Origin of the sequence: Mesorhizobium sp. M0923, from assembly GCF_040319365.1 — a bacterium.
Taxonomy (GTDB): domain Bacteria; phylum Pseudomonadota; class Alphaproteobacteria; order Rhizobiales; family Rhizobiaceae; genus Mesorhizobium.
The window spans coordinates 87,562-106,447 of record NZ_JAMYNW010000009.1 but is presented as its reverse complement, the minus strand read 5'-3'; the positions used below and the strand labels follow the sequence as shown (position 1 = coordinate 106,447).

20 protein-coding genes and 1 pseudogene are annotated in these 18,886 nt (G+C 63.4%); 11 read left to right on the top strand and 10 right to left on the bottom strand.

Features of this window, described 5'->3' with window-relative positions; genetic code table 11:
• Positions 1–55 precede the first annotated feature (55 nt).
• The 3 genes and pseudogenes from NKH89_RS17265 to NKH89_RS17255 all read right to left on the bottom strand — a co-directional run bounded on the left by NKH89_RS17265 (position 56) and on the right by NKH89_RS17255 (position 2,935).
• On the bottom strand, positions 56–1,198 hold the full coding sequence (locus tag NKH89_RS17265) for an extracellular solute-binding protein (RefSeq protein WP_352909451.1): 1,143 nt from the start codon (positions 1,196–1,198) through the stop codon (positions 56–58).
• A gap of 20 nt (positions 1,199–1,218) precedes the next feature.
• Complete coding sequence (locus tag NKH89_RS17260) at positions 1,219–2,379, bottom strand: CaiB/BaiF CoA transferase family protein (RefSeq protein WP_352909397.1); 1,161 nt, start codon at positions 2,377–2,379, stop codon at positions 1,219–1,221.
• 3 nt (positions 2,380–2,382) lie between these two features.
• Positions 2,383–2,935: pseudogene (locus tag NKH89_RS17255) on the bottom strand (MaoC family dehydratase).
• Between the two features lie 189 nt (positions 2,936–3,124).
• Here NKH89_RS17255 and NKH89_RS17250 point away from each other — a divergent pair.
• Positions 3,125–4,222 (top strand): lactonase family protein, encoded by a 1,098-nt coding sequence (locus NKH89_RS17250; protein ID WP_352909395.1) that lies wholly within the window; start codon positions 3,125–3,127, stop codon positions 4,220–4,222.
• A 7-nt stretch (positions 4,223–4,229) separates the two neighbouring features.
• Here NKH89_RS17250 and NKH89_RS17245 read toward each other — a convergent pair whose 3' ends face one another.
• Positions 4,230–4,943: a GntR family transcriptional regulator gene (locus NKH89_RS17245; RefSeq protein WP_352845821.1), complete on the bottom strand. Its 714-nt coding sequence runs from the start codon at positions 4,941–4,943 to the stop codon at positions 4,230–4,232.
• A gap of 258 nt (positions 4,944–5,201) precedes the next feature.
• Between NKH89_RS17245 and NKH89_RS17240 the strand changes: the two genes are divergently transcribed.
• The 6 genes from NKH89_RS17240 (at position 5,202) to NKH89_RS17215 (ending at position 11,133) form a co-directional block, all read left to right on the top strand.
• Complete coding sequence (locus tag NKH89_RS17240; protein ID WP_352909393.1) at positions 5,202–6,290, top strand: ABC transporter ATP-binding protein; 1,089 nt, start codon at positions 5,202–5,204, stop codon at positions 6,288–6,290.
• A 36-nt stretch (positions 6,291–6,326) separates the two neighbouring features.
• A complete protein-coding gene (locus tag NKH89_RS17235; RefSeq protein WP_023716671.1) occupies positions 6,327–7,616 on the top strand; it encodes an ABC transporter substrate-binding protein in 1,290 nt (429 codons plus the stop codon).
• 197 nt (positions 7,617–7,813) lie between these two features.
• On the top strand, positions 7,814–8,725 hold the full coding sequence (locus NKH89_RS17230) for an ABC transporter permease (protein WP_352909391.1): 912 nt from the start codon (positions 7,814–7,816) through the stop codon (positions 8,723–8,725).
• Positions 8,726–8,729: 4 nt separating this feature from the next.
• On the top strand, positions 8,730–9,548 hold the full coding sequence (locus NKH89_RS17225) for an ABC transporter permease (RefSeq protein WP_023716673.1): 819 nt from the start codon (positions 8,730–8,732) through the stop codon (positions 9,546–9,548).
• A 2-nt stretch (positions 9,549–9,550) separates the two neighbouring features.
• Entirely contained in the window at positions 9,551–10,291 is a 741-nt protein-coding gene (locus tag NKH89_RS17220) for an aspartate/glutamate racemase family protein (RefSeq protein ID WP_023716674.1), read from the top strand.
• 5 nt (positions 10,292–10,296) lie between these two features.
• Entirely contained in the window at positions 10,297–11,133 is an 837-nt protein-coding gene (locus NKH89_RS17215) for a GNAT family N-acetyltransferase (RefSeq protein ID WP_352482761.1), read from the top strand.
• 51 nt (positions 11,134–11,184) lie between these two features.
• Here the strand turns inward: NKH89_RS17215 and NKH89_RS17210 are convergent, their stop codons facing one another.
• From NKH89_RS17210 to NKH89_RS17185, 6 genes are all read right to left on the bottom strand, one after another.
• Positions 11,185–11,331: a hypothetical protein gene (locus NKH89_RS17210; RefSeq protein ID WP_352465989.1), complete on the bottom strand. Its 147-nt coding sequence runs from the start codon at positions 11,329–11,331 to the stop codon at positions 11,185–11,187.
• A gap of 76 nt (positions 11,332–11,407) precedes the next feature.
• Positions 11,408–12,700, bottom strand: coding sequence for an NAD(P)/FAD-dependent oxidoreductase (locus NKH89_RS17205; RefSeq protein WP_352482760.1), 1,293 nt, complete (start codon positions 12,698–12,700; stop codon positions 11,408–11,410).
• Positions 12,697–13,680 (bottom strand): branched-chain amino acid ABC transporter permease, encoded by a 984-nt coding sequence (locus NKH89_RS17200; RefSeq protein WP_352482888.1) that lies wholly within the window; start codon positions 13,678–13,680, stop codon positions 12,697–12,699. The genes NKH89_RS17205 and NKH89_RS17200 overlap by 4 nt, the downstream gene beginning before the upstream one ends.
• Positions 13,677–14,585, bottom strand: coding sequence for a branched-chain amino acid ABC transporter permease (locus NKH89_RS17195; RefSeq protein WP_352482758.1), 909 nt, complete (start codon positions 14,583–14,585; stop codon positions 13,677–13,679). The genes NKH89_RS17200 and NKH89_RS17195 overlap by 4 nt, the downstream gene beginning before the upstream one ends.
• Positions 14,582–15,331 carry an ABC transporter ATP-binding protein gene (locus NKH89_RS17190; RefSeq protein WP_023716680.1) on the bottom strand — a complete coding sequence of 250 codons (750 nt, stop codon included), beginning with the start codon at positions 15,329–15,331 and terminating at the stop codon, positions 14,582–14,584. The genes NKH89_RS17195 and NKH89_RS17190 overlap by 4 nt, the downstream gene beginning before the upstream one ends.
• On the bottom strand, positions 15,328–16,125 hold the full coding sequence (locus NKH89_RS17185) for an ABC transporter ATP-binding protein (RefSeq protein WP_352482755.1): 798 nt from the start codon (positions 16,123–16,125) through the stop codon (positions 15,328–15,330). Before NKH89_RS17185 ends, NKH89_RS17190 begins: the two co-directional genes overlap by 4 nt.
• 125 nt (positions 16,126–16,250) lie before the next feature.
• Between NKH89_RS17185 and NKH89_RS17180 the strand changes: the two genes are divergently transcribed.
• Genes NKH89_RS17180 through NKH89_RS17165 form a run of 4 tightly spaced genes read left to right on the top strand, consistent with a single transcriptional unit; the run spans position 16,251 to position 18,879 of the window.
• On the top strand, positions 16,251–16,988 hold the full coding sequence (locus tag NKH89_RS17180; protein WP_084642406.1) for a GntR family transcriptional regulator: 738 nt from the start codon (positions 16,251–16,253) through the stop codon (positions 16,986–16,988).
• The gene (locus NKH89_RS17175; protein ID WP_352909389.1) at positions 16,985–17,473 is read left to right on the top strand and encodes a DUF3830 family protein; all 489 of its coding nucleotides are present in this window, start codon (positions 16,985–16,987) and stop codon (positions 17,471–17,473) included. Before NKH89_RS17180 ends, NKH89_RS17175 begins: the two co-directional genes overlap by 4 nt.
• Positions 17,474–17,827 carry a TIGR04076 family protein gene (locus tag NKH89_RS17170; protein WP_352482752.1) on the top strand — a complete coding sequence of 118 codons (354 nt, stop codon included), beginning with the start codon at positions 17,474–17,476 and terminating at the stop codon, positions 17,825–17,827. It abuts the gene before it with no gap.
• Positions 17,824–18,879, top strand: coding sequence for an aldo/keto reductase (locus NKH89_RS17165; RefSeq protein WP_352482750.1), 1,056 nt, complete (start codon positions 17,824–17,826; stop codon positions 18,877–18,879). The genes NKH89_RS17170 and NKH89_RS17165 overlap by 4 nt, the downstream gene beginning before the upstream one ends.
• The last annotated feature ends 7 nt before the right edge of the window (positions 18,880–18,886 follow it).

The window sequence follows — 18,886 nt, the reverse complement described above, 5'->3', positions numbered from 1 at the left end:
TGCGGCCATAAGGCCGCGGATCAGGCTGTTCATGTTCTCCTCCGTTCGGTTGTTTTCAGGCTCCTCCGCCGGCAACGCCGGACACCTGCGTCGAAAGGCTTTCCCGAAACAGGCGATTGAGATCGGCAACGACGCGAGCGGCATTGTGCCTTTCGCTCAGGCCGAGATTGATGCGATCTGACGCCGCCTGCTGGAAGGACATGTAGCCGTCGTGCCGCGGCCTGACCCAGGCACCTTCGAGCGTGGCTCGGGTGTCCTTGTAGAAATTGCCGGTGGCAGCGTTGACGGCGACATCCTCCCAGGCTGCCGCATGGCCGGGCTGGCCGCCGGCCGAGGCGTAAGGGCCGCGCTGCACGTCACCGCTGGCGATCCAGTAGGCGAAGTCGATGGCCGCCTGCCTGGCCTTCGAAAAAGCTGACACCGCAATGCCGGTCCCGCCGAGCGCCGAGCCTTTGGGGCCGGCATTGCCCGCGGCCGGGATATCCGCGAAAGCCAGGCGGTTGGGTCGAAACCCGGCGATGGCATAGGAGACATAGCCATAGATCAGCGGTGCACAGGCGATCCGTGATCCCGATCCGGCCATTTGCTCCAGAACCGCGATCGGATCCATGCCAAGGCATGCCGGATCGACGAGGGCCGCGATCTCGCGCATCATCTCGAAAACCTGCTTGCCCGTTGCCGGATCCACATGGTCGCCGGGGCCTTCGCCGGCGGGCCGGCCGAGATTGCCGGCAAGCGTGTAGAACACCATCAGCGCATGCGGCGGCCTGAGCGGCAACAGCACGTGGCCTTGCCGGGCCAGATCGAGCGCATCGGCCCAGTTCGCCGGTGCAGCCGAAAGCATGTCCGGCCGCCAGGCCTCCACCTGGCTGGCCGCGTCGATCGGAAACGCCCACTGCCTGCCTTGCCAGTTGTAGCTCGGATAGGACCGGCCGACGCTGCCCGTCGCATGTGCTGCACGTTCGGCGTCCCGGCCGGCCGCATCGAGCGGCGTCAAACAATTCTCGGCGGTGATCTGGCCGACATGCGGATGGTCGATGACGATCAGATCATAGGCACGGGCCAATTCCTCGACCGGGAAGGATTCGAAATCCTGCAGCGAGCGCTTGTCCCATTCGATGGCGACGCCGGTGCGTTCCGTCCACAGCGCCGAACAGGCGACCATCGGATCATAGCCGCGCGGATGGCTCCAGGTCATGCCTTTGAGCGTCACGTCGCTCACAGCCCGAACTCCTCGCGGATCTTTGCGCTGTGCTCGCCGATGCGTGGCGCGGCCCGCTCGACCTTGGCGCGGATGCCGTCGACCCTGAGCGGCGAGCGCGTGGTGAGGATCGAAACGTCATCCTCGCGCGTCACCGTCTGCAGCATGTCGAGAACCTTGAAGCCTTCGCTGGCCATCATTTCCGGCCAGGTCAAAACCTTGGCGCACCAAATGTCGGCGGGCTCGAGGATGGCAAGCCATTCGTCGACCGTCTTGGTTCCGATCTTTTGCGCGATGATCGCCTTGATCTCGTCGCGGGCGGTGAACCAGGTCGACGGCTGGTCGCGGTAGGGCGCAAGCTCTTCGAGGCCCAGAAGATCGGCCAGCTTCGATATCGGCGTCATGGCGATCGCCAGATAACCGTCCTTGGCCGGATAGACGCCGTAGGGCGCCGACAGATAGGCATGGGCGCTGCGGAAAGATGACCGCCGCGGCAGCCGGCGTCCGTCATTGAGATGCGTCGTCAGCACCTCGAACTGGAAGTCGACCAGTGCTTCGAGCAGGCTGGTCTCGACATGGCTGCCCTTGCCGGTCACGCCGCGCCGCACCAGTGCGGCAAGGATGCCTTGCGCGGCGGCGGAGCCGGCCAGCATGTCGGCGATGGCCAGCCCGAAGGGCACCGGCCCCTGGTCCTCGTCGCCGTTCAGCCACATCACGCCGGAGCGGGCCTGCGCCAGCAGATCCTGACCGGGCCGCTTGACCCAGGGGCCTTCCTCGCCATAGCCGCTGATCGAGGCATAGACCAGGCGCGGATTAATCTTGCGCACCGCCTCGTAATCGAAGCCCAGGCGTTCGATGACGCCGGGCCTGAAATTCTGGATCAGCACGTCGGCCTTGGCCAGCAGGCCGCGCAGCGCCGCAAGATCGGCCTCGTCCTTCAAGTCGATGGCAAGGCTTTCCTTGGCGCGGTTGATGGCATGAAAAATGGTGGAATCGCCACCGATCTCGGTGTCGCTGAGATAAAGCCGGCGCGACAGGTCGCCGCCATCCGGCCGTTCTATCTTGATGACGCGGGCGCCGAGGTCGAGCAGTCTAAGTGAACAGTAAGGCCCGGACAGGAACTGGCTCATATCGACGACGATGAGCCCGGTCAGCGGCAGTTCGGCAATGGCCGCCATTGCCTATCTCTCCGTCTTGCCGGCGAAATCGGCCGGATTGCGGTACTTCACCGTCTGCAGGTGCTCGCAATAAAGCACGAGCTCGCCTTCGCCCTTGAAGACTTCATAGCTGGCGCGGATCAGCCCCATTTCCTTGTATTTCGGCTTCTTGTCGAGGTTGGAGCGGATCGAATAAATCGTGTCGCCGATGAACACCGGCTTGATGAAGCGCAATTTGTCGTAGCCATACGAAAAGGCGTTGATGCAATTGGTGGCGACGAGCCCGAGCCCGGCCGAGAACACGAAGGCGCCGGCGACCAGCCGCTTGCCGAAGATGCCTTCCGTTTCGGCGAACATCTGGTCCTGCACGTATGGATGGATGTCGAGCACCAGCGTATTGAAGAGACTGGCTGTCGCCCTCGGCAATGGTCCGGCGCAGCGAACGGATCTTCTGGCCGACCGGCCAGTCTTCGTAGAACCAGTTCTCCGCGTTCCAGACGGGAAGGTCGGCGTGTTCCTTCGGCATGTTGGCGGGGTGTGTCGATGCCACGCCCACGGTTGGCGCGAAACCGCTCATGACGACTTTCCCGGGCAGCGGGAATCGTCCATCAGGGCGCGCCGCAGACCAGCGAAATGCATGATCGATCCTCCCGTCAATCTTCTTTTGTGAATAGTATTTTCACATATGGGGTTGTGTTGCAAGCGAGTCTCGGCGAAATTTTGCTGCGATCCGCGGCGGCCAACGCCGGCGGAACAGGAGGAAATGATGCAGAATGCCTGTCTGGTTTTCGTCGGCAGCCTCAATCGCGACGCCCCATATTTTCAGGGCGCGCGCGGCGTCGGGCTGGGCGTCTATAGTTTCGACGAGGGGGCGCTGGAGACGAAGAAACTGGCCGAGACGGGAGGCATCGACAATCCGACCTTCCTGTCGGTGACGCCGGATGGCTCCTACATCTACGCCAATTCCGAAGTGTTCACCTGGCGCGAAGGCGTGGTCTCGGCCTACCGTTTCGACAGGCAGGCCGCCACGCTGTCCTACATCAATAAGCAGCCCACGCTGGGCAGCATAACGGCGCACAACACCATCACGCGCGACCGGACGAAGCTATTGGTCGCCAATTACGGCATGGGCGAGGGTGGCCCCGATCGCTCGGTCGTGGTCTTCGGGCTGCGCGACGATGGCGGCCTGACCGCGCCATTGTCGAGCGTCGCCCATAGCGGGACCGGACCAGACCTCGCACGCCAGGAGCGGCCGCATGCCCATAGCGTAACCGAGACGATTGCCGGCGGTGTTGCGATCGTCGCCGACCTCGGCATCGACCGGCTGGTGTCCTACCGCATCGGCTCAGACGGCAGCCTGACCAAACTGGCCGAGTCGGCGCTTGCGCCCGGCGCAGGTCCGCGCCATCTCGCGCTGCATCCGGGCGGCCGCTTCGTGTTCGTCATGAACGAACTGGATTCGACGGTCGTCTTGCTGGCGCTGGACGAAGCATCAGGCAAGCTTACAGTGGTCGACAGCAAGCCGGCTGTGCCGGCCGAGGCGCGGGAGGTCAATCACTGCGCCGATATCCAGATCTCGCCCGACGGCCGCTTCCTCTATGGCTCCAACCGCGGTCATGACAGCATCGTGGTGTTTTCGATCGACCAGCAAACCGGCAGGCTTGCCCTTGTCGACTATACGCCTTGCGGCGGTGCCACGCCGCGCAATCTGGCACTGACGCCCTCGGGCGGCCATCTGTTCTCGGCCAACCAGAATGCCGACCGCATCTCGATTTTCGCCCGTGATGCCGCAACCGGCCGGCTGACCGACACCGGCCGATCTATCGGCATCGGCACGCCGATGTGCGTGAGGATCGTGCGTTGACGCGATCTCAGAACTCGAGCGCCTGCCTGAGTGCCGGGCCGCTCCTGACGCGCAAATCGAGGTCGGCCTCGATATGGTCGATGTGGTGCAGCATCAGCGCGCTGGCGCGTTCGGCATTGCCATTTTCCAGCGCATCGAGGATCTGCGTGTGCTCGTTGTGGCCGCAGCTCGAGATACCCGAGCGGCCATAGAGCGCGATCACCAGAGATGAACGAGCGACCAATTCCTCCATGAAGCGCTGCAGGATGACGTTTCCCGCGACCGACGCCAGAAGCAGGTGAAAATCCCCCGACGCCTTGATCTCCGATCGCCTTGCGTTCGGTCCGCGTTCGGCGATGAAACGGCCCTCTTCATCGAGCTGGGCCTTGAACGCAACGACATGCGCCGGCGTCATCCGCCCGGCGGCGGCAATCGCGATGCCGGGTTCGATCAGCCGGCGCGAAGCAAAGACCTGCCGCGCTTCCTCCGGCGACGGATTGGCGACGAAGGCGCCGCGATTGCGCTCGGTGCGCACCAATCCCTCGAAGGAAAGCATCTGCAGTGCGGCGCGCGCCACGGTGCGGCTGACATCGAACAGCGTGCCGACTTCGCCTTCGGAAAGCTTGGTTCCGGGCGCCAGCCGGCGATCGACGATCGCGTCGCGCAACTGGTCGCGGATCGCCTGCGCGCGATCCTCGTTGGCGGCCTCGATAGCAGGGAAAGTCTGGTCGGCAATGTTCATGGCGGTGATCCTGCGTACTTCTACCCTGAATCGCATCGCTTGGACGAGAGACAAAGTGAATACAGGGATGAAAAAGATTGCATGCGATTTTTGCGAGGATCGGCGGCGATCGCCTATAATTTGTGCATTGCACAAGGATGCCATATCGGCAGCCATGTCGATGCAGCCCTGATTTCTTCGAGGATTCAGTCGGTTGGTGCGGCGGCGCGGAACTGGCACGCATGATGCTTTGGCTAATCCGACCAAAGGGGAAGCTGGATGTCCAAAGCCGCCGAAATCGACATTGTGTCCGTTTCGAAAGTCTATGGCGCGACGACTGCCGTCGAAGGCATCAGCCTGAAAATCCCTGCGGGAACCTATTGCTGCCTGCTCGGTCCGTCCGGCTGTGGCAAGACCTCGACGCTGCGCATGATCGCCGGGCACGAGAGCATATCGAGCGGCGATATGCGGCTCGGCAACACAGTGGTCACCGACCTGCCGCCGGCCAGGCGCGGCACTGCCATGATGTTCCAATCCTACGCGCTGTTTCCGCATCTCGACCTGATCGACAATGTCGCGTTCAGCCTGAAGATGAAAGGCGTCGGCAAGGAGGAGCGCCGCGCCAAGGCACTCGACATGCTGAAGCTGATGCAGATGGAGGCATATGCCAGCCGCCGTCCGGCGCAGCTTTCGGGCGGCCAGCAGCAGCGCGTTGCTCTTGCGCGCGCACTGATCACCGATCCCGAGGCGCTGTTGCTCGACGAACCGCTTTCGGCGCTCGATCCGTTCCTGAAGATCCGCATGCGGGCCGAACTGAAGAAGCTGCAGACGTCGCTCGGCATCACTTTCGTCCACGTCACCCACAGCCAGGAAGAGGCGATGGCGCTGGCCGACCTGATCGTGGTCATGAACGACGGCCGTATCGAGCAGGCGGCGCACCCTCGCACGGTGTTCGAGCGGCCGGCCACGGCCTTCGTCGCTCGTTTCATGGGCGACCACAATGTCATCTCCGGCCGCGTCACCGGTAGTCGTGACGGCATGGTTGTTTTCGATGTGCCCGGCGGTGTCACGCTCGCCGCCAGCGGGCAGGGCAGGGCGACCGGGGAGCCCATCGACATCGCCATTCGCACCGACCACGTGCGGATCGGCGAGCCGCCGGCGGCGGGGCTCGGCTTCACCGGCATCGTTTCAAACGTCGAGTACCGCGGTTCGACCGTGAAGCTCTCGGTCAATGGCGCGGGCATCGAGGATTTCACGGTGATCGTCGACGACACCAGCTTCTTCGCCAGCCCGGTTGCCGTCGGCGACGCAGTGCCGATCGCCTGGGACGCCGAGGACGCGATCGTCCTTGGCCGTCTCGATTCCTGAAATCCAGCATAACCAACCAAAACAGGGGAACTGAACATGACCAACACCACAGACAAGAAGACTGGAATATCGCGTCGCTCGCTGCTCAAGACAGGCGCCGCCGCCGTCGGTTTTGCCGCCGGTTCCGGCGCCATATCAGGCTTTCCGACCATCTGGGCGCAATCGAACATCACGTTGCGCCAGTTCGGCACCGGCGTGTCCAACCTCAATGCCATCGCCGACAAGTGCAAGGCGGATCTCGGCATCACGCTGGAGATGACGGCAACCGATTCCGATGCCGCCGCCCAGCGCGCGGTAACGCAACCCGACAGCTACGACATCGCCGATATCGAATACTGGATCTGCAAGAAGGTGTTTCCGACAGGCGTCCTGCAGCCGATGGATGTCACCAAGCTGAAATACTACGACGAGCTCGTGCCGCTGTTCAAAACCGGCAAGCTGACGCCGGACAGCGTCATCGCCCAGGGCACCGCGCCGCACACGGTCGGTTACGTCGAGGCGCAGGACAGCAAGGTATTCGCCAAGGCGCCGACCAATTGGTTCACCATGGTGCCGACGATCTACAATGCCGATACGCTCGGCATCCGCCCCGACCTCGTCGGCCGTGACATCACCACCTGGGCCGACATCATGGATCCGGCCTTCAAGGGCAAGACAGCCATCCTCAACATCCCGTCGATCGGCATCATGGATGCGGCGATGATCATGGAAGCCACTGGCAATATCAAATATGCCGACAAGGGCAACATGACCAAGGAGGAGATCGACAAGACGATCGATTTCCTCATCAAGGCCAAGCAGGACGGCCAGTTCCGTGCCTTCTGGAAGTCCTTCGACGAAAGCGTCAACCTGATGGCTTCAGGCGAAGTGGTGATCCAGTCGATGTGGTCGCCGGCCGTGGCCGCGGTCCGCTCCAAGGGCATCGCGTGCCGGTTCCAGCCGCTCAAGGAAGGCTACCGGTCCTGGGGTGGCGGGCTTGGCCTGGCAGCCCATCTCTCCGGCGCCGAACTCGATGCCGCCTATGAATACATCAACTGGTACACGTCCGGTTGGGTGGGCGGCTACCTCAATCGCCAGGGCTACTACTCGGCCAACATGGTGTCGGCCAAGAAGTTCATGTCCGAGGACGAATGGGGCTACTGGATCGAAGGTAAGCCAGCAAAGGGCGATATCCTGTCGCCGGACGGCAAGGTCATGGAAAAGGCAGGCGCCGTGCGTGACGGCGGCTCGTTCGAAGAGCGCATGGGCAAGGTCGCCTGCTGGAACTCGGTCATGGACGAGGACCGCTATATGGTAAAGCGCTGGAACGAGTTCATCGCTGCTTGATGCCCTCTGCCTTCTCCCCTTGTGGGAGAAGGTGGATTGGCGCGCAGCGCCAAGACGGTTGAGGGGTGCTGGACGGAGCACTGTTGGTGCCAAGCTGGAACACCCCTCATCCGACCGAGCTTCGCTCGGCCACCTTCTCCCACACGGGGAGAAGGGAACACCCCTCAGTCGCATCGCCGACTTGGACCGAGAGATAGATGGCAGTAGCGCTCGAACAATCCACGCACGTTACGTCTGCGAAGCCGGCCAGACCTAGGCGCTCCTTTGCCGGCGTCGCACCCTATCTCCAGGCGGCACCGCTGGCGCTGATCCTCGGCGCGTTCCTCCTGTTGCCGATCCTGATGATCGCCGTGGTCTCATTCTGGGACTACGATTTCGCGGCGATGTATCCGGATTTCCTGACCACCAACTATGCCGACACGCTCGGCTCCTGGGTCACCTGGAAAACCTATCTGAACACGCTGAAATACGCCGCCATCGTTTGGGCGCTGACGCTGTTCATCGGTTTCTGGGTCGCCTATTTCCTCGCCTTCCACATCAGAACCACAGCCATGCAGATGGTGCTGTTCCTCGTCTGCACCGTGCCGTTCCTGACCTCCAACATCATCCGCATGATCTCGTGGATTCCAGTGCTTGGCCGCAATGGCCTGGTCAACTCGACGCTGGTGCAGATGGGGCTGATCCCGAAGCCGATCGAATGGTTGCTCTATTCCGAATTCGCCGTGGTGCTGGCCATGGTGCATCTCTATACGCTGTTCATGGTGACGCCGATCTTCAACACGCTGATGCGCATCGACAAATCGCTGATCGAGGCCGCGCGCGACGCCGGCGCTTCCGGCTGGCAGGTTCTGTGGAACGTCGTCATCCCGCTTGCCAAGCCCGGCATGGCGATCGGCACCATCTTCGTCGTCACCCTGGTGATGGCCGACTTTTCGACGGTGCAGGTGATGTCCGGCGGCCAGAGCGCCTCTGTCGCGCTGATTATGAAAAACCAGATGTCGCTGCTGCAATATCCGGCAGCCGCCGCCAACGCCGTCGTGCTGCTGGTGCTGGTGCTGTTGATGGTCGCGGGCATCCTGCGCATCGTCGATATTCGCAAGGAGCTGTGAGGCGATGAGCCACGACAAGCGCACCTTCGAATTCTACGTGCTGGCGGCCTTCTTCGCGCTTTTCGTGCTATTCCTATACGGCCCGCTTTCGGCGATCCTTATCCTGTCCTTCCAGGGCGAGAATGGCGGTCTGACGTTTCCGTTGAACGGCGTTTCGCTGCACTGGTTCGCCAATCTGTTCGAGCGCCAGGCGGTCGGCGATTTCGGCGGCAGTTTCAAACGCTCGCTCGTCCTTGGCCTGATGGTGATGATCGTCACGGTCGTCGTGTCGCTGCTTGCCGGCCTTGCCTTCCGGCAGAAATTTCGCGGCGCAACTGCCTTGTTCTATCTGGCCGTCGCCAGCCTCGTCGTGCCGTCGATCATTATCAGCCTCGGCATCGGCGTCGTCTTTCAGCAGGTCGGCTTCCGCCCCGCCTGGTACACGTCTGCTTTCGGCGCCCATCTGACCTGGACCTTGCCTTTCGGCGTGCTGATCATGTTCGCGGTCTTCAACCGGTTCTCGCCGGCCTATGAGGAAGCCGCGCGGGATCTCGGAGCATCGTCGTGGCAGACCTTCGCCCATGTCGTTCTGCCGATGATCGCGCCCAGCCTGATCGGTGTCGGCCTGTTCGGCTTCACTCTGTCATATGACGAGTTCGCCCGCACGCTGATGACCTCGGGGACCTTCAACACGCTGCCGCTCGAAATCTACGGCATGACGACGAATGTGACGACGCCGGTGCTCTATGCGCTCGGTACAGTGACGACCGTGTTTTCCTTTCTGGTGATCCTGCTGACGCTCGGCGCAATCGTCTATGTCGGCCGCCGCCGGGAGCGTGCCTGACAGTGCAGATCCTCGTCGTCAATCCAAACACCACCGCCAGCATGACCGAGACTATTGCGGCGGCGGCCCGATCGGTCGCTGGTCAATCGACGAAGATCGTTGCCGTCACCTCGACGATGGGCCCGGTTTCGATCGAAGGCTATTACGATGAAGCGCTTGCCGTACCCGGCCTGCTGGTCGAGATCGCTGCCGGCGAGCGCTCAGGCGCGCAGGCTGCGATCATCGCCTGTTTCGACGACACCGGCCTCGACGCCGCACGCGCCATGGCCAACATTCCGGTCATCGGCATTTGCGAGGCAGCGCTCAGCACGGCCTCGTTCATCGCCCAGCGCTTCACCGTCGTCACCACCACCGGACGCTCGCACGTGCCGGTCGAAGGGTTGGTGCAGCGCTATGGCATGGCGGGGCGCGCGCGCGTGCGCGCTGCCGATATCCCGGTTCTTGCCCTCGAAGATCCGGCATCCGATGCGCTCCTGAAGCTGCGCAACGAGATTGCGCGCGCCATCGACGAGGATCGCGCCGAAGCGATCGTGCTCGGCTGTGCCGGCATGGCCGACTTGGCGGCCGCGCTGCAGCGGGAATTCGGGCTTCCGGTCATCGACGGCGTCGGCGCCGCAGTCAAGCAGGCCGAGGCCTTGATAACGCTTGGCCTGACGACATCCAAGCGCGGCGCCTATGCAAGCCCATTGGCAAAGCCCTATCATGGTGCGTTGAAGTCCTTCGCGCCTGATGCCGCCGAGTGATCGCAATGCCCCGAACGATCCGAACGCTCGCACGTGAAGAAATGCAAACCCTTGTCGATTGGGCGGCGGCGGAAGGCTGGAACCCCGGCCTCAGCGACGCAGCGCTGTTCCAGACAGCCGACCCGCAGGGCTTCATCGGCGCCTTTATCGACGGCGAGATGGCGGCCGGCATTTCAGCCGTTGCCTATGGCGAGGAATTCGGCTTCATCGGCCTGTATATCTGCCGGCCGGACAGGCGTGGCCAAGGCCATGGTAAGGCCGTTTGGGATGCCGGCATGGCGCGGCTCGACAACCGCACGATCGGCCTCGACGGCGTCGTCGAACAACAGGCCAACTACCGCAGCATGGGTTTTGCGCCGGCCTACCGGACGATACGGCTCATGGGGTCGTCGAATGCCCCGGCAGCCGCCGGCAGCGACATTCGCGCCGTAGGGCCGGAACTCGTGCCGGACATACTGGACTATGACCGCCGCTTCTTTCCCGGCCCGAGGCGATCCTTCCTGGAGCACTGGCTGCGCCCGCCGCATATGGCCCATGCGATCGTCAAGCACGGCGCCATTGCAGGATATGGCGTCGCGCGCCAATGCCGGGACGGCTGCAAGATCGGCCCGCTCTTTGCCGACAGCCTGGATGCAGCGAGCCGTCTCTTCGCCGCACTCGCGCACATGTCCGGTCCCGGAAACGTCCATCTCGACGTGCCCGAGACCAGCGGGCAATTTGCAGATTTGCTGTCGTCCGCCGGCCTTCAACCCGGCTTCGAGACAGCTCGGATGTACAAGGGAAGGGCGCCGCAGCTCATGCAGTCCGGGGTTTTTGCGATAACGACGTTGGAGCTTGGCTGAAACGGTGCAAGCCGACGTCTAGCGTAAAGTCGGGCAACACGAATATCTGGTCTATTTTTCCTGAACCGAAATGCCGGAATCGTCGATACGAAGTTCCACGCCTTTCGGCTTAGTCTCCTCGCGATAAACATAGATGCCCAAGGCAATGACGGCGACGGCCAAAGCGCCGATGATGAGATAAAGATAGTTCTGCTTCATCCGCTGTCGTTAACAACATGATGTGAGCGAGTCTAGCAGTTCGGGTATCAGGACGACGGACGGACACGCGCGTCGATCAGCCATCCAGCCGGTCGCGCAGCATGCTCCAGGGGAGCACCATGTTTGGTGCATGCCGCATCAGGCTGTGGAACGGGATCGGCGACGACGGTCCAAACGGCAGCGGCAAATCCTGAGGCTTTGTTCCATCAGCCCAGTCGGCAAGCACCTTGCCCATGGCAGTCGTCATGGCGATGCCGCGCCCATTGCAGGCAAAGCCCGCAACCAGGCCGGGGCCGAGATCGACGAGGCGCGGCAGGAAGTCGGGCTCGACTGCAGCCATGCCCGACCAGCTGTAGTCGATCGGCGGCATTCCCGGGAGATCGAGATGCCTGGCAAGCCGTCGCCAGATCGCCCGCGGCACCCGCGTGTCGGCACCGGGGCCAAAAACATGCATGCCGCCGGTTATCAGCCTGTTTTCGCCATCGAAGCGGAAGGTGAAAAGATTGCGCCTGGTGTCGCCGACGCCTTGCCCGCCCGGAAGCAACCGGGTGCGGTATTCGCGCGGCAGCGGCGCCGTCGCGATCTGGAAGATCTTCAGTGGGAAGTAGGTTCGCTGGAGCGTACGCTCGAGCTGTCCGCCATAGGCGTTGGTGGCGACCAGCACTTTTTCGGCACGGACCGAACCGGAGGCCGTCTTCAGAGTCCAGCCACCCCCTGTCCGCTCGATCGATTTAACCCGCGTATGTTCGAAGATGCGCGCACCGGCCTTTTCCGCCGCGTCGGCCAATCCGCGCGCATATTCGACCGGATTGAGGACGCCACCCGATCTGTCGATCCAGCCACCGAGATAACCGCGAACCCCGGTCAGCTCTTCGACCGCCTGTCTGTCCAGCGCGACAGTCTGTCTTCCGCGTTGTGCCCATTGTTCGGCGCGCGATCTGGTCTTTTGCAAAGCGGCCGGTGAATGGGCTGGTTGTATCCAGCCGCTCTGGACGGCATCGCATTCGATGGCATGCCGCTTGATCAGGGCAAAGACGAGGTCGGCGCTGCCGGCGGCGAAATCGACAAGGCGTTCGCCGCGTTCGGGCCCAAGCTGGGCAATGATATCGTCGGGGTCTCTTTTCGCGAAATTCGGCACGACGAAGCCGGCGTTCCTGCCGGTTGCCCCCCAGGCGATGATTTCCGCCTCGAGGACGGCCACCGAGATGCCTCTTTCGGCGGTGTGCAGCGCGGTTGAAAGGCCCGAAAATCCGCCGCCGACTATCGCCAGATCGACATCGAGTGCACCTTCGAGCGCCGGCCGGTCGCGGCGGTTGCGGCCGACGGCGTGCCATAGCGAAAGGCCGCGTGGCACGGCAACGTTGCTCATGACCGTGCAGCGCTCTCGTCCGGAGCCGCTTTCGCGCCCTTGCCGAACCTTGCGCGTCGCGGCCTGTCGCCGAACAGGCCGTTCGGCCTGACCAGAAGGATGACGCACAGCATCACGCCGATGGCGACGATCTGCAGTGAGGCGGCGCGGGCCTGCTGTTCGGGCGAGAACAACACACTCGTCAAGGCTCCTGATCCGGCCCAGATCGCCCAGACCAGGATACTGCCGATGACGGCGCCGATATTGCTGCCCGAGCCGCCGACGATCAGCATCACCCAGACCTGGAAAGTCAGCGCCGGCAAATAATTGTCCGGGGCGATGAAGCCGGTGAAATGCGCCTGCAGCGCACCGGCCAGCCCCATGATGGCGCCGCCGACGGCAAAGGCCTGGACCCGGTAGAACCGCGCGCTTTTTCCCAGGGATATCGCGGCCCGCTCATCCTCGCGAAGCGCCTTCAACACGCGCCCCCACGGGCTGCGCGACAGATGCTCCAGCGCGAGATAGACGATCAGCGTCACCACCGAGACGACGGCAAGATTCGACAGGTTGAACAGTAATGGGGTTTCGGCAAGACCGCCGAACGGACGCGGAATGAAGCCGATGCCGAACGGGCCGCCGGTCAGCGTCTGGGCATTGAGAGCCACCAATTGCACGACGACGGCGACGCCAAAGGTGGTGATCGCCAGATAGTCCGATCTCAGGCGCAGCGTGGCGATGCCGGTGATGGCGGCGGCGACACCGCCCACCAGCATGGCGCCGAGCCAGCCGACAAGGATCGGCAGATCGAAGCCGCCGAGTCGCGCGGCATCGTCGGGCGTGGTCAGCAGTGCCGAGGTGTAGGCGCCGATGGCAACGAAGCCGGCGACCCCGACATTGAAAAGCCCGGTCAGCCCCCATTGCAAATTGAGCCCGAGCGTGACGAGCGAAAAAATCAGCGCGGTGGTCAGGAAGAAAGCGCCGTAGCCGAGCAGATCCATCAGCGTTCCCCCACTCCGAAAAGGCCGATAGGCCGCACGAACAGCACCGCCATCAGGATGATGAAGGAGATGGCCGCCCGCCATTCGGCGCCGATCAATTGCACCGCGCCGGCTTCGGCCAAACCGATGATCAAGCCGCCGAGAACGGCGCCGGGCACACTGCCGATGCCGCCGAGGATGGCGGCCGCGAACATCGGCAGCAGCATCTCGAAACCCATGAACGGGCGGATCTGAATGAGAATGCCGATCATGACGCCGGCGACACAGGCCAGCCCCCCGCCGATGATCCAGGTGACGCGCACGACTTTGGCGACGTCGATACCGACAATGCGGGCAAGTGCCGCGTTCTGGCTCAACGCCTGCATCGAGCGGCCGGTCTGGGTACGCGTCATCAAAAGATGTACGCCGAGCACCAGAACGGCGGTCAGCAGCAGCAGCGCGATTTGGTCCGGGGTGATGCGAATGCCGAAGCCTATCGGCATGGCGATCTGGATCGCCCGGCTGAAATAGGTCGGACGCGAGGTGAAGATGAATTCGAGCAGGCTTCTCAGCGCCATCGAGGCGCCGAAGCTCGCCATCACCACGATGATCGCCTGGCCCTTGGCGCGCAGCCGCGCGAACAGCACCATGTCGAGCGCCAGCGCCAGCAGGCCGGTGGCCGCCATGCCGATGATGAGCGCGACGATCAGCGGCCAGCCGAAGGAGAGGGGTGCGATCGGCGCGATCTTGCCGAACATCGCGCCGATAGCGCCAACCACGGCGAGCGTCGCATAGGCGCCCCAGGCCATGAAGTCGCCATGGGCGAAGTTCGAGAAGCGCAGGATTGAATAGGTGAGCGTCACGCCGATGGCGCCGAGGCCGATCATCGAGCCTGCCAGCAGCCCGTCGGCGACGAATTGCAGGTTCATGCCGCGCCTCCTTTTCCAAGGTCGGGGCGGCGCTGGCCAAGATAGAGCTCGGCGACGACAGGATCGTTCCAGAGCTCGGAGGCGATGCCCTGGTGCCGGTCCTTGCCCTCGACCAGCACGTAGGCGCGATCGCCGATCGCAAGCGCTGCCTTGGCGTTCTGTTCGACCAGCAGAATGGTGACGCCGGATTTGCGGATACCGGCCAGCATCTCGAACACCATCGCCACGAATTTCGGTGACAGGCCGGCCGAGGGTTCGTCGAGCACCAGCACCGTGGGATGGACGATCAACGCCCGGGCGACGGCCAGCATCTGCCGCTGTCCGCCCGAGAGATTGCCCGCGGCCGTTCTGCGCTGACGGGCGAGATCGGGAAAGGCCGCATACATTTCCTCGATGCGGGCAGGGATCTCGCGCGGCCTCAGGATGCCGCAGGCGACCTTCAAATTGTCCTCGACCGACATCAGCGGGAAGATGTTTTCGGTCTGCGGCACGAACGCAAGGCCAAGGCGGACCATGGTGTGGGCGGGCGCCGCCGTGATGTCCTTGCCGTCCAGCAGCACGGTGCCGCCGGTGATCGGGACAAGGCCGGCGATGGCCTTGATAAGGCTCGACTTGCCGGCGCCGTTGGGACCGAGGACGACGACGATCTCGCCCTGGTCGACGGTGATCGAAGCGCCGCGCACGATCGGCACGCCGGGCTCATAGCCGGCTTCGAGACCGCGGACGTCGAGTACCGTTTGGCTCATGCAGCGCCTCCGAGATAGGCCTCGATGACGCGCGGGTCGCGCGCAACCTCGTCCGGAGTGCCCTCGCACAGCAGCTGGCCGCTTGCCATGACCAGCACCCGGTGGCAGAGCCGCGTCACCATGTCGATATTGTGCTCGATCAGCAGGAAGGTGATGCCGCTTCTGTTGATATCGCGGATGCGGTCGATGATGACTTCAAGAAGCGTCGCATTGACGCCGGCCGCAGGTTCGTCGAGCAGGATGATTGCCGGATCGGCCATCATGACGCGGGCCAGCTCGAGCAGCTTGCGCTGGCCGCCCGAAAGCACGCGCGCCGGCTCGTGCGCCAGGCGGGCGAGCGTGACGAGCTCAAGCAATTCGATGGCTCTCGTCTCGGCCGCCCGCTCTTCGGTGGCGACCCGCCGCGGCGTCAGGAAATTGGCGAGCAGTCTTTCTCCGGCCTGCCCCTGCGCGGCCAGCATGACGTTTTCGATCAGTGTCAGATTGGGCAAGGGCCGGGGGATCTGGAACGTGCGGCCAAGGCCGCGGCCGATGCGGCGATGGGCAGCTTCCCCCGACACCGATACGCCGTTGAGAAGGATTTCGCCGCTGGTCGGCAGGATGCTGCCGGCCAGCAGGTCGAACATCGTCGTCTTGCCGGCGCCGTTCGGGCCGATAAGGCCGAGTATTTCGCCTGGCTGGACGTCAAACGAGACATTGTTGACCGCGACAAGGCCGCCGAAGCGTCTGACGACGTTCCTGGCCGTCAGAACCGGCGTGCGGATCTCCTCCTGCCGTTCTGTCGTGTCGCCCATCAATCCCTCTGGCCTAAAGCGATCTTCGCCGCCTATGATTTGTGATCACACTTGCTTTGATCACGCTATTCGGCTTTAATTTCTTCCGCAAGCCGAAAACGGGCCGAATGGCCACCGGGAACGCCATGCAGAAGGCCGCCATCGAACGGAATAACGAAACGATCGCAGCCCAGCTTACGCCGGTCGGCCGCGAAACCGTGCAGGATCGCGTCTATTCGGAGCTGCGCCGTGCCTTGATCGGCGGCCTTTTTGAGCCGAGTCAGGTGCTGACCATCCGTGGCCTCGCCGACGCGCTGATCACCAGTACCATGCCGGTGCGTGAGGCGCTCGGGCGGTTGATCACCGAGAAGGCGCTGGAGGCGCTTCCCAACCGCTCGGTGCGCGTGCCGCCTATCACGCTGGAGCGTATCGACGACCTCTTGCGCGCCCGCTCCCTCATAGAGGGCGAAGCGATAGCACTTGCCGCTACACGCATGAATTCGCGCCAGATAGCCACGGTCGAAGCCATGCTGGGCCAATGGGACGAGATGCGGGCGCTGAAGCACAAGAAGGATATCGACCGCGAGGCGACGCTCAACCAGAGCTTCCACTTCGAGATCTACCGATGCTGTGGCTCCGCCGTGCTGATCCCGATGATCGAGAGCCTGTGGCTGCAATCCGGGCCGTGCATTCGCGTGGCCATTTACGCATTTTCCGATGCCGGTGAAGTCGATACCGCCCACTACCATCGTAGTATCGTCGCAGCGCTTTCCAGGCAGGATGCCCAGGCAGCGCGCGAGGCGCTGGTGGCGGACATCAGCCGGCCCTTCGCCTTCCTGCGCGACAAGCTCCAATCCGCAAGCAAAGAAGGATTGAGGGCATGACGACGCCTGGCATCAGGATCACCGAGCCACGCTCGAAGCTTTCCGTGACCGCGCTGCTGTTGCCTGAAAAGGCGCCCGACAACGCCGCCTTCCTGCTGGCCTATCTCGAGCAGCCGCGCGTCGTTGCCGGCATCCATGCGATGTGGACCGGGCCGGAAATCTCCTGCCCGGTTCCATCAGCCGAACTTGAGGGCCAAACCTATGCCAGGCCCTTGCCGGCGGAGAACGCAACGCTAACGCCGCAGCCGGGTGACATCGTGTTGTCCTACGTGCCGCCGCGCATGTGGGGCGGCAACCCGAATGCCATCTTCGACATCGGCTTGTTTTATGGACCGGGCGCGCGCTTGCTGTTCCCGATCGGCTGGCTTGCCGGAAGCATCGTCGCGCAGGTGCGTCCCGAAGAGCGCGATCAATTCGCTGCCGCCTGTGGCGCGATCCGCCGCAACGGCGCCTGTGACATCACCTTCACCCGGGTGGAGATCTGAATGGCCGACGACAGTTTCGAACTCTTCGACCTTCGCGTCGAGGCGGTCGTCCCTGAGGGCAAGCCGATCTATTGCGGTGCCAAGGCCGGCGACTATTTCGAGTTGAAGGGCGAGATGCTGTCGATGCCGACGGGGCAGGGCTTCTCGATCTATTCCATTGCGGCAGTGTTGCCGCTTCTGGCCGCAAAGCAACGCCCGACCCACAGGAACGACTGGATGACTTCGGATGCCGAGATCGCCTGTCCAGATCCCAATTGCGCCAGCCGGCTCAGGATCGTCAGGACCGGCAAGCGGTGGTTCAGTCATTCAGAAACCACGGCTGTGCCGCTGCCCAAGGAGACTGACCAGAGATGACCGCCAAGGCGTTCGAGCTCAGCCCCGGCTACACGATCTCGCGCGTCATTCGTGGCGGCTGGCAGCTTGCCGGCGGGCACGGCGCGATCGACCGCCAACAGGCGGTAACCGACCTGATCGCCACGTTCGACGCCGGCATCGGGACCTATGACTGTGCCGACATCTATACCGGCGTCGAGGAACTGATCGGTGCCGCGCGCCTGCGGCTTGCCAATGAGCGCGGCCTCGACGCCGCCGCCAAGATGAAGGTGCACACCAAGCTGGTGCCTGACCTCGAAAGGCTTTCCAGCATCAGCCGCGACTACATCAGCAGCATCGTCGACCAGTCGCTGCGGCGGCTGAAGACCGAGCGGCTCGATCTCGTTCAGTTCCATTGGTGGGACTATGCGCTGCCGGGCTACGTCGATGCGATGGGCTGGCTCAACGACCTGCGTCTCCGAGGCAAGGTGCGCAACATCGGCACCACCAATTTCGACACGCCGCGGCTGGCCGAGATCCTGGCCGCCGGCGTGCCGCTGGTCAGCCAACAGCTGCAATACTCGGTACTCGACCAGCGGCCGGCCAACAGCCTTGCGGCGCTCGCCAGCCAGCACGGCGTCAGTTTCCTCTGCTACGGTTCGGTGGCGGGCGGCTTCCTCAGCGAAAAATGGCTAGGCGTTGCCGAGCCACAAACGCCACTCGAAAACCGGTCGCTGGTCAAATACAAGCTGATCATCGACGACTTTGGCGGTTGGGAGCTTTTCCAGGAGTTGCTTCGCACACTGAAGGCCGTCGCCGACCACCACGGCGTCGACATTGCCACCATCGCCAGCGCCTGGGTGCTGGAGCAGCCGCAAGTGGCGGCCGTCATCGTCGGCGCCCGCAACCAGGCGCACGCCCTTGCCAATGCCAGAATCATGGACATCGCGCTCGATGCCGACGACCGGGCGAGGATCGCTGCCGTGATCGCGCAAAGCCGTGGGCCGCTGGGCGACGTCTACACATTGGAACGCGACCGTCACGGCCGCCACGGCTCGATCATGCATTACAATTTGAATGCAGGCAGGAAATGAGCGCGGC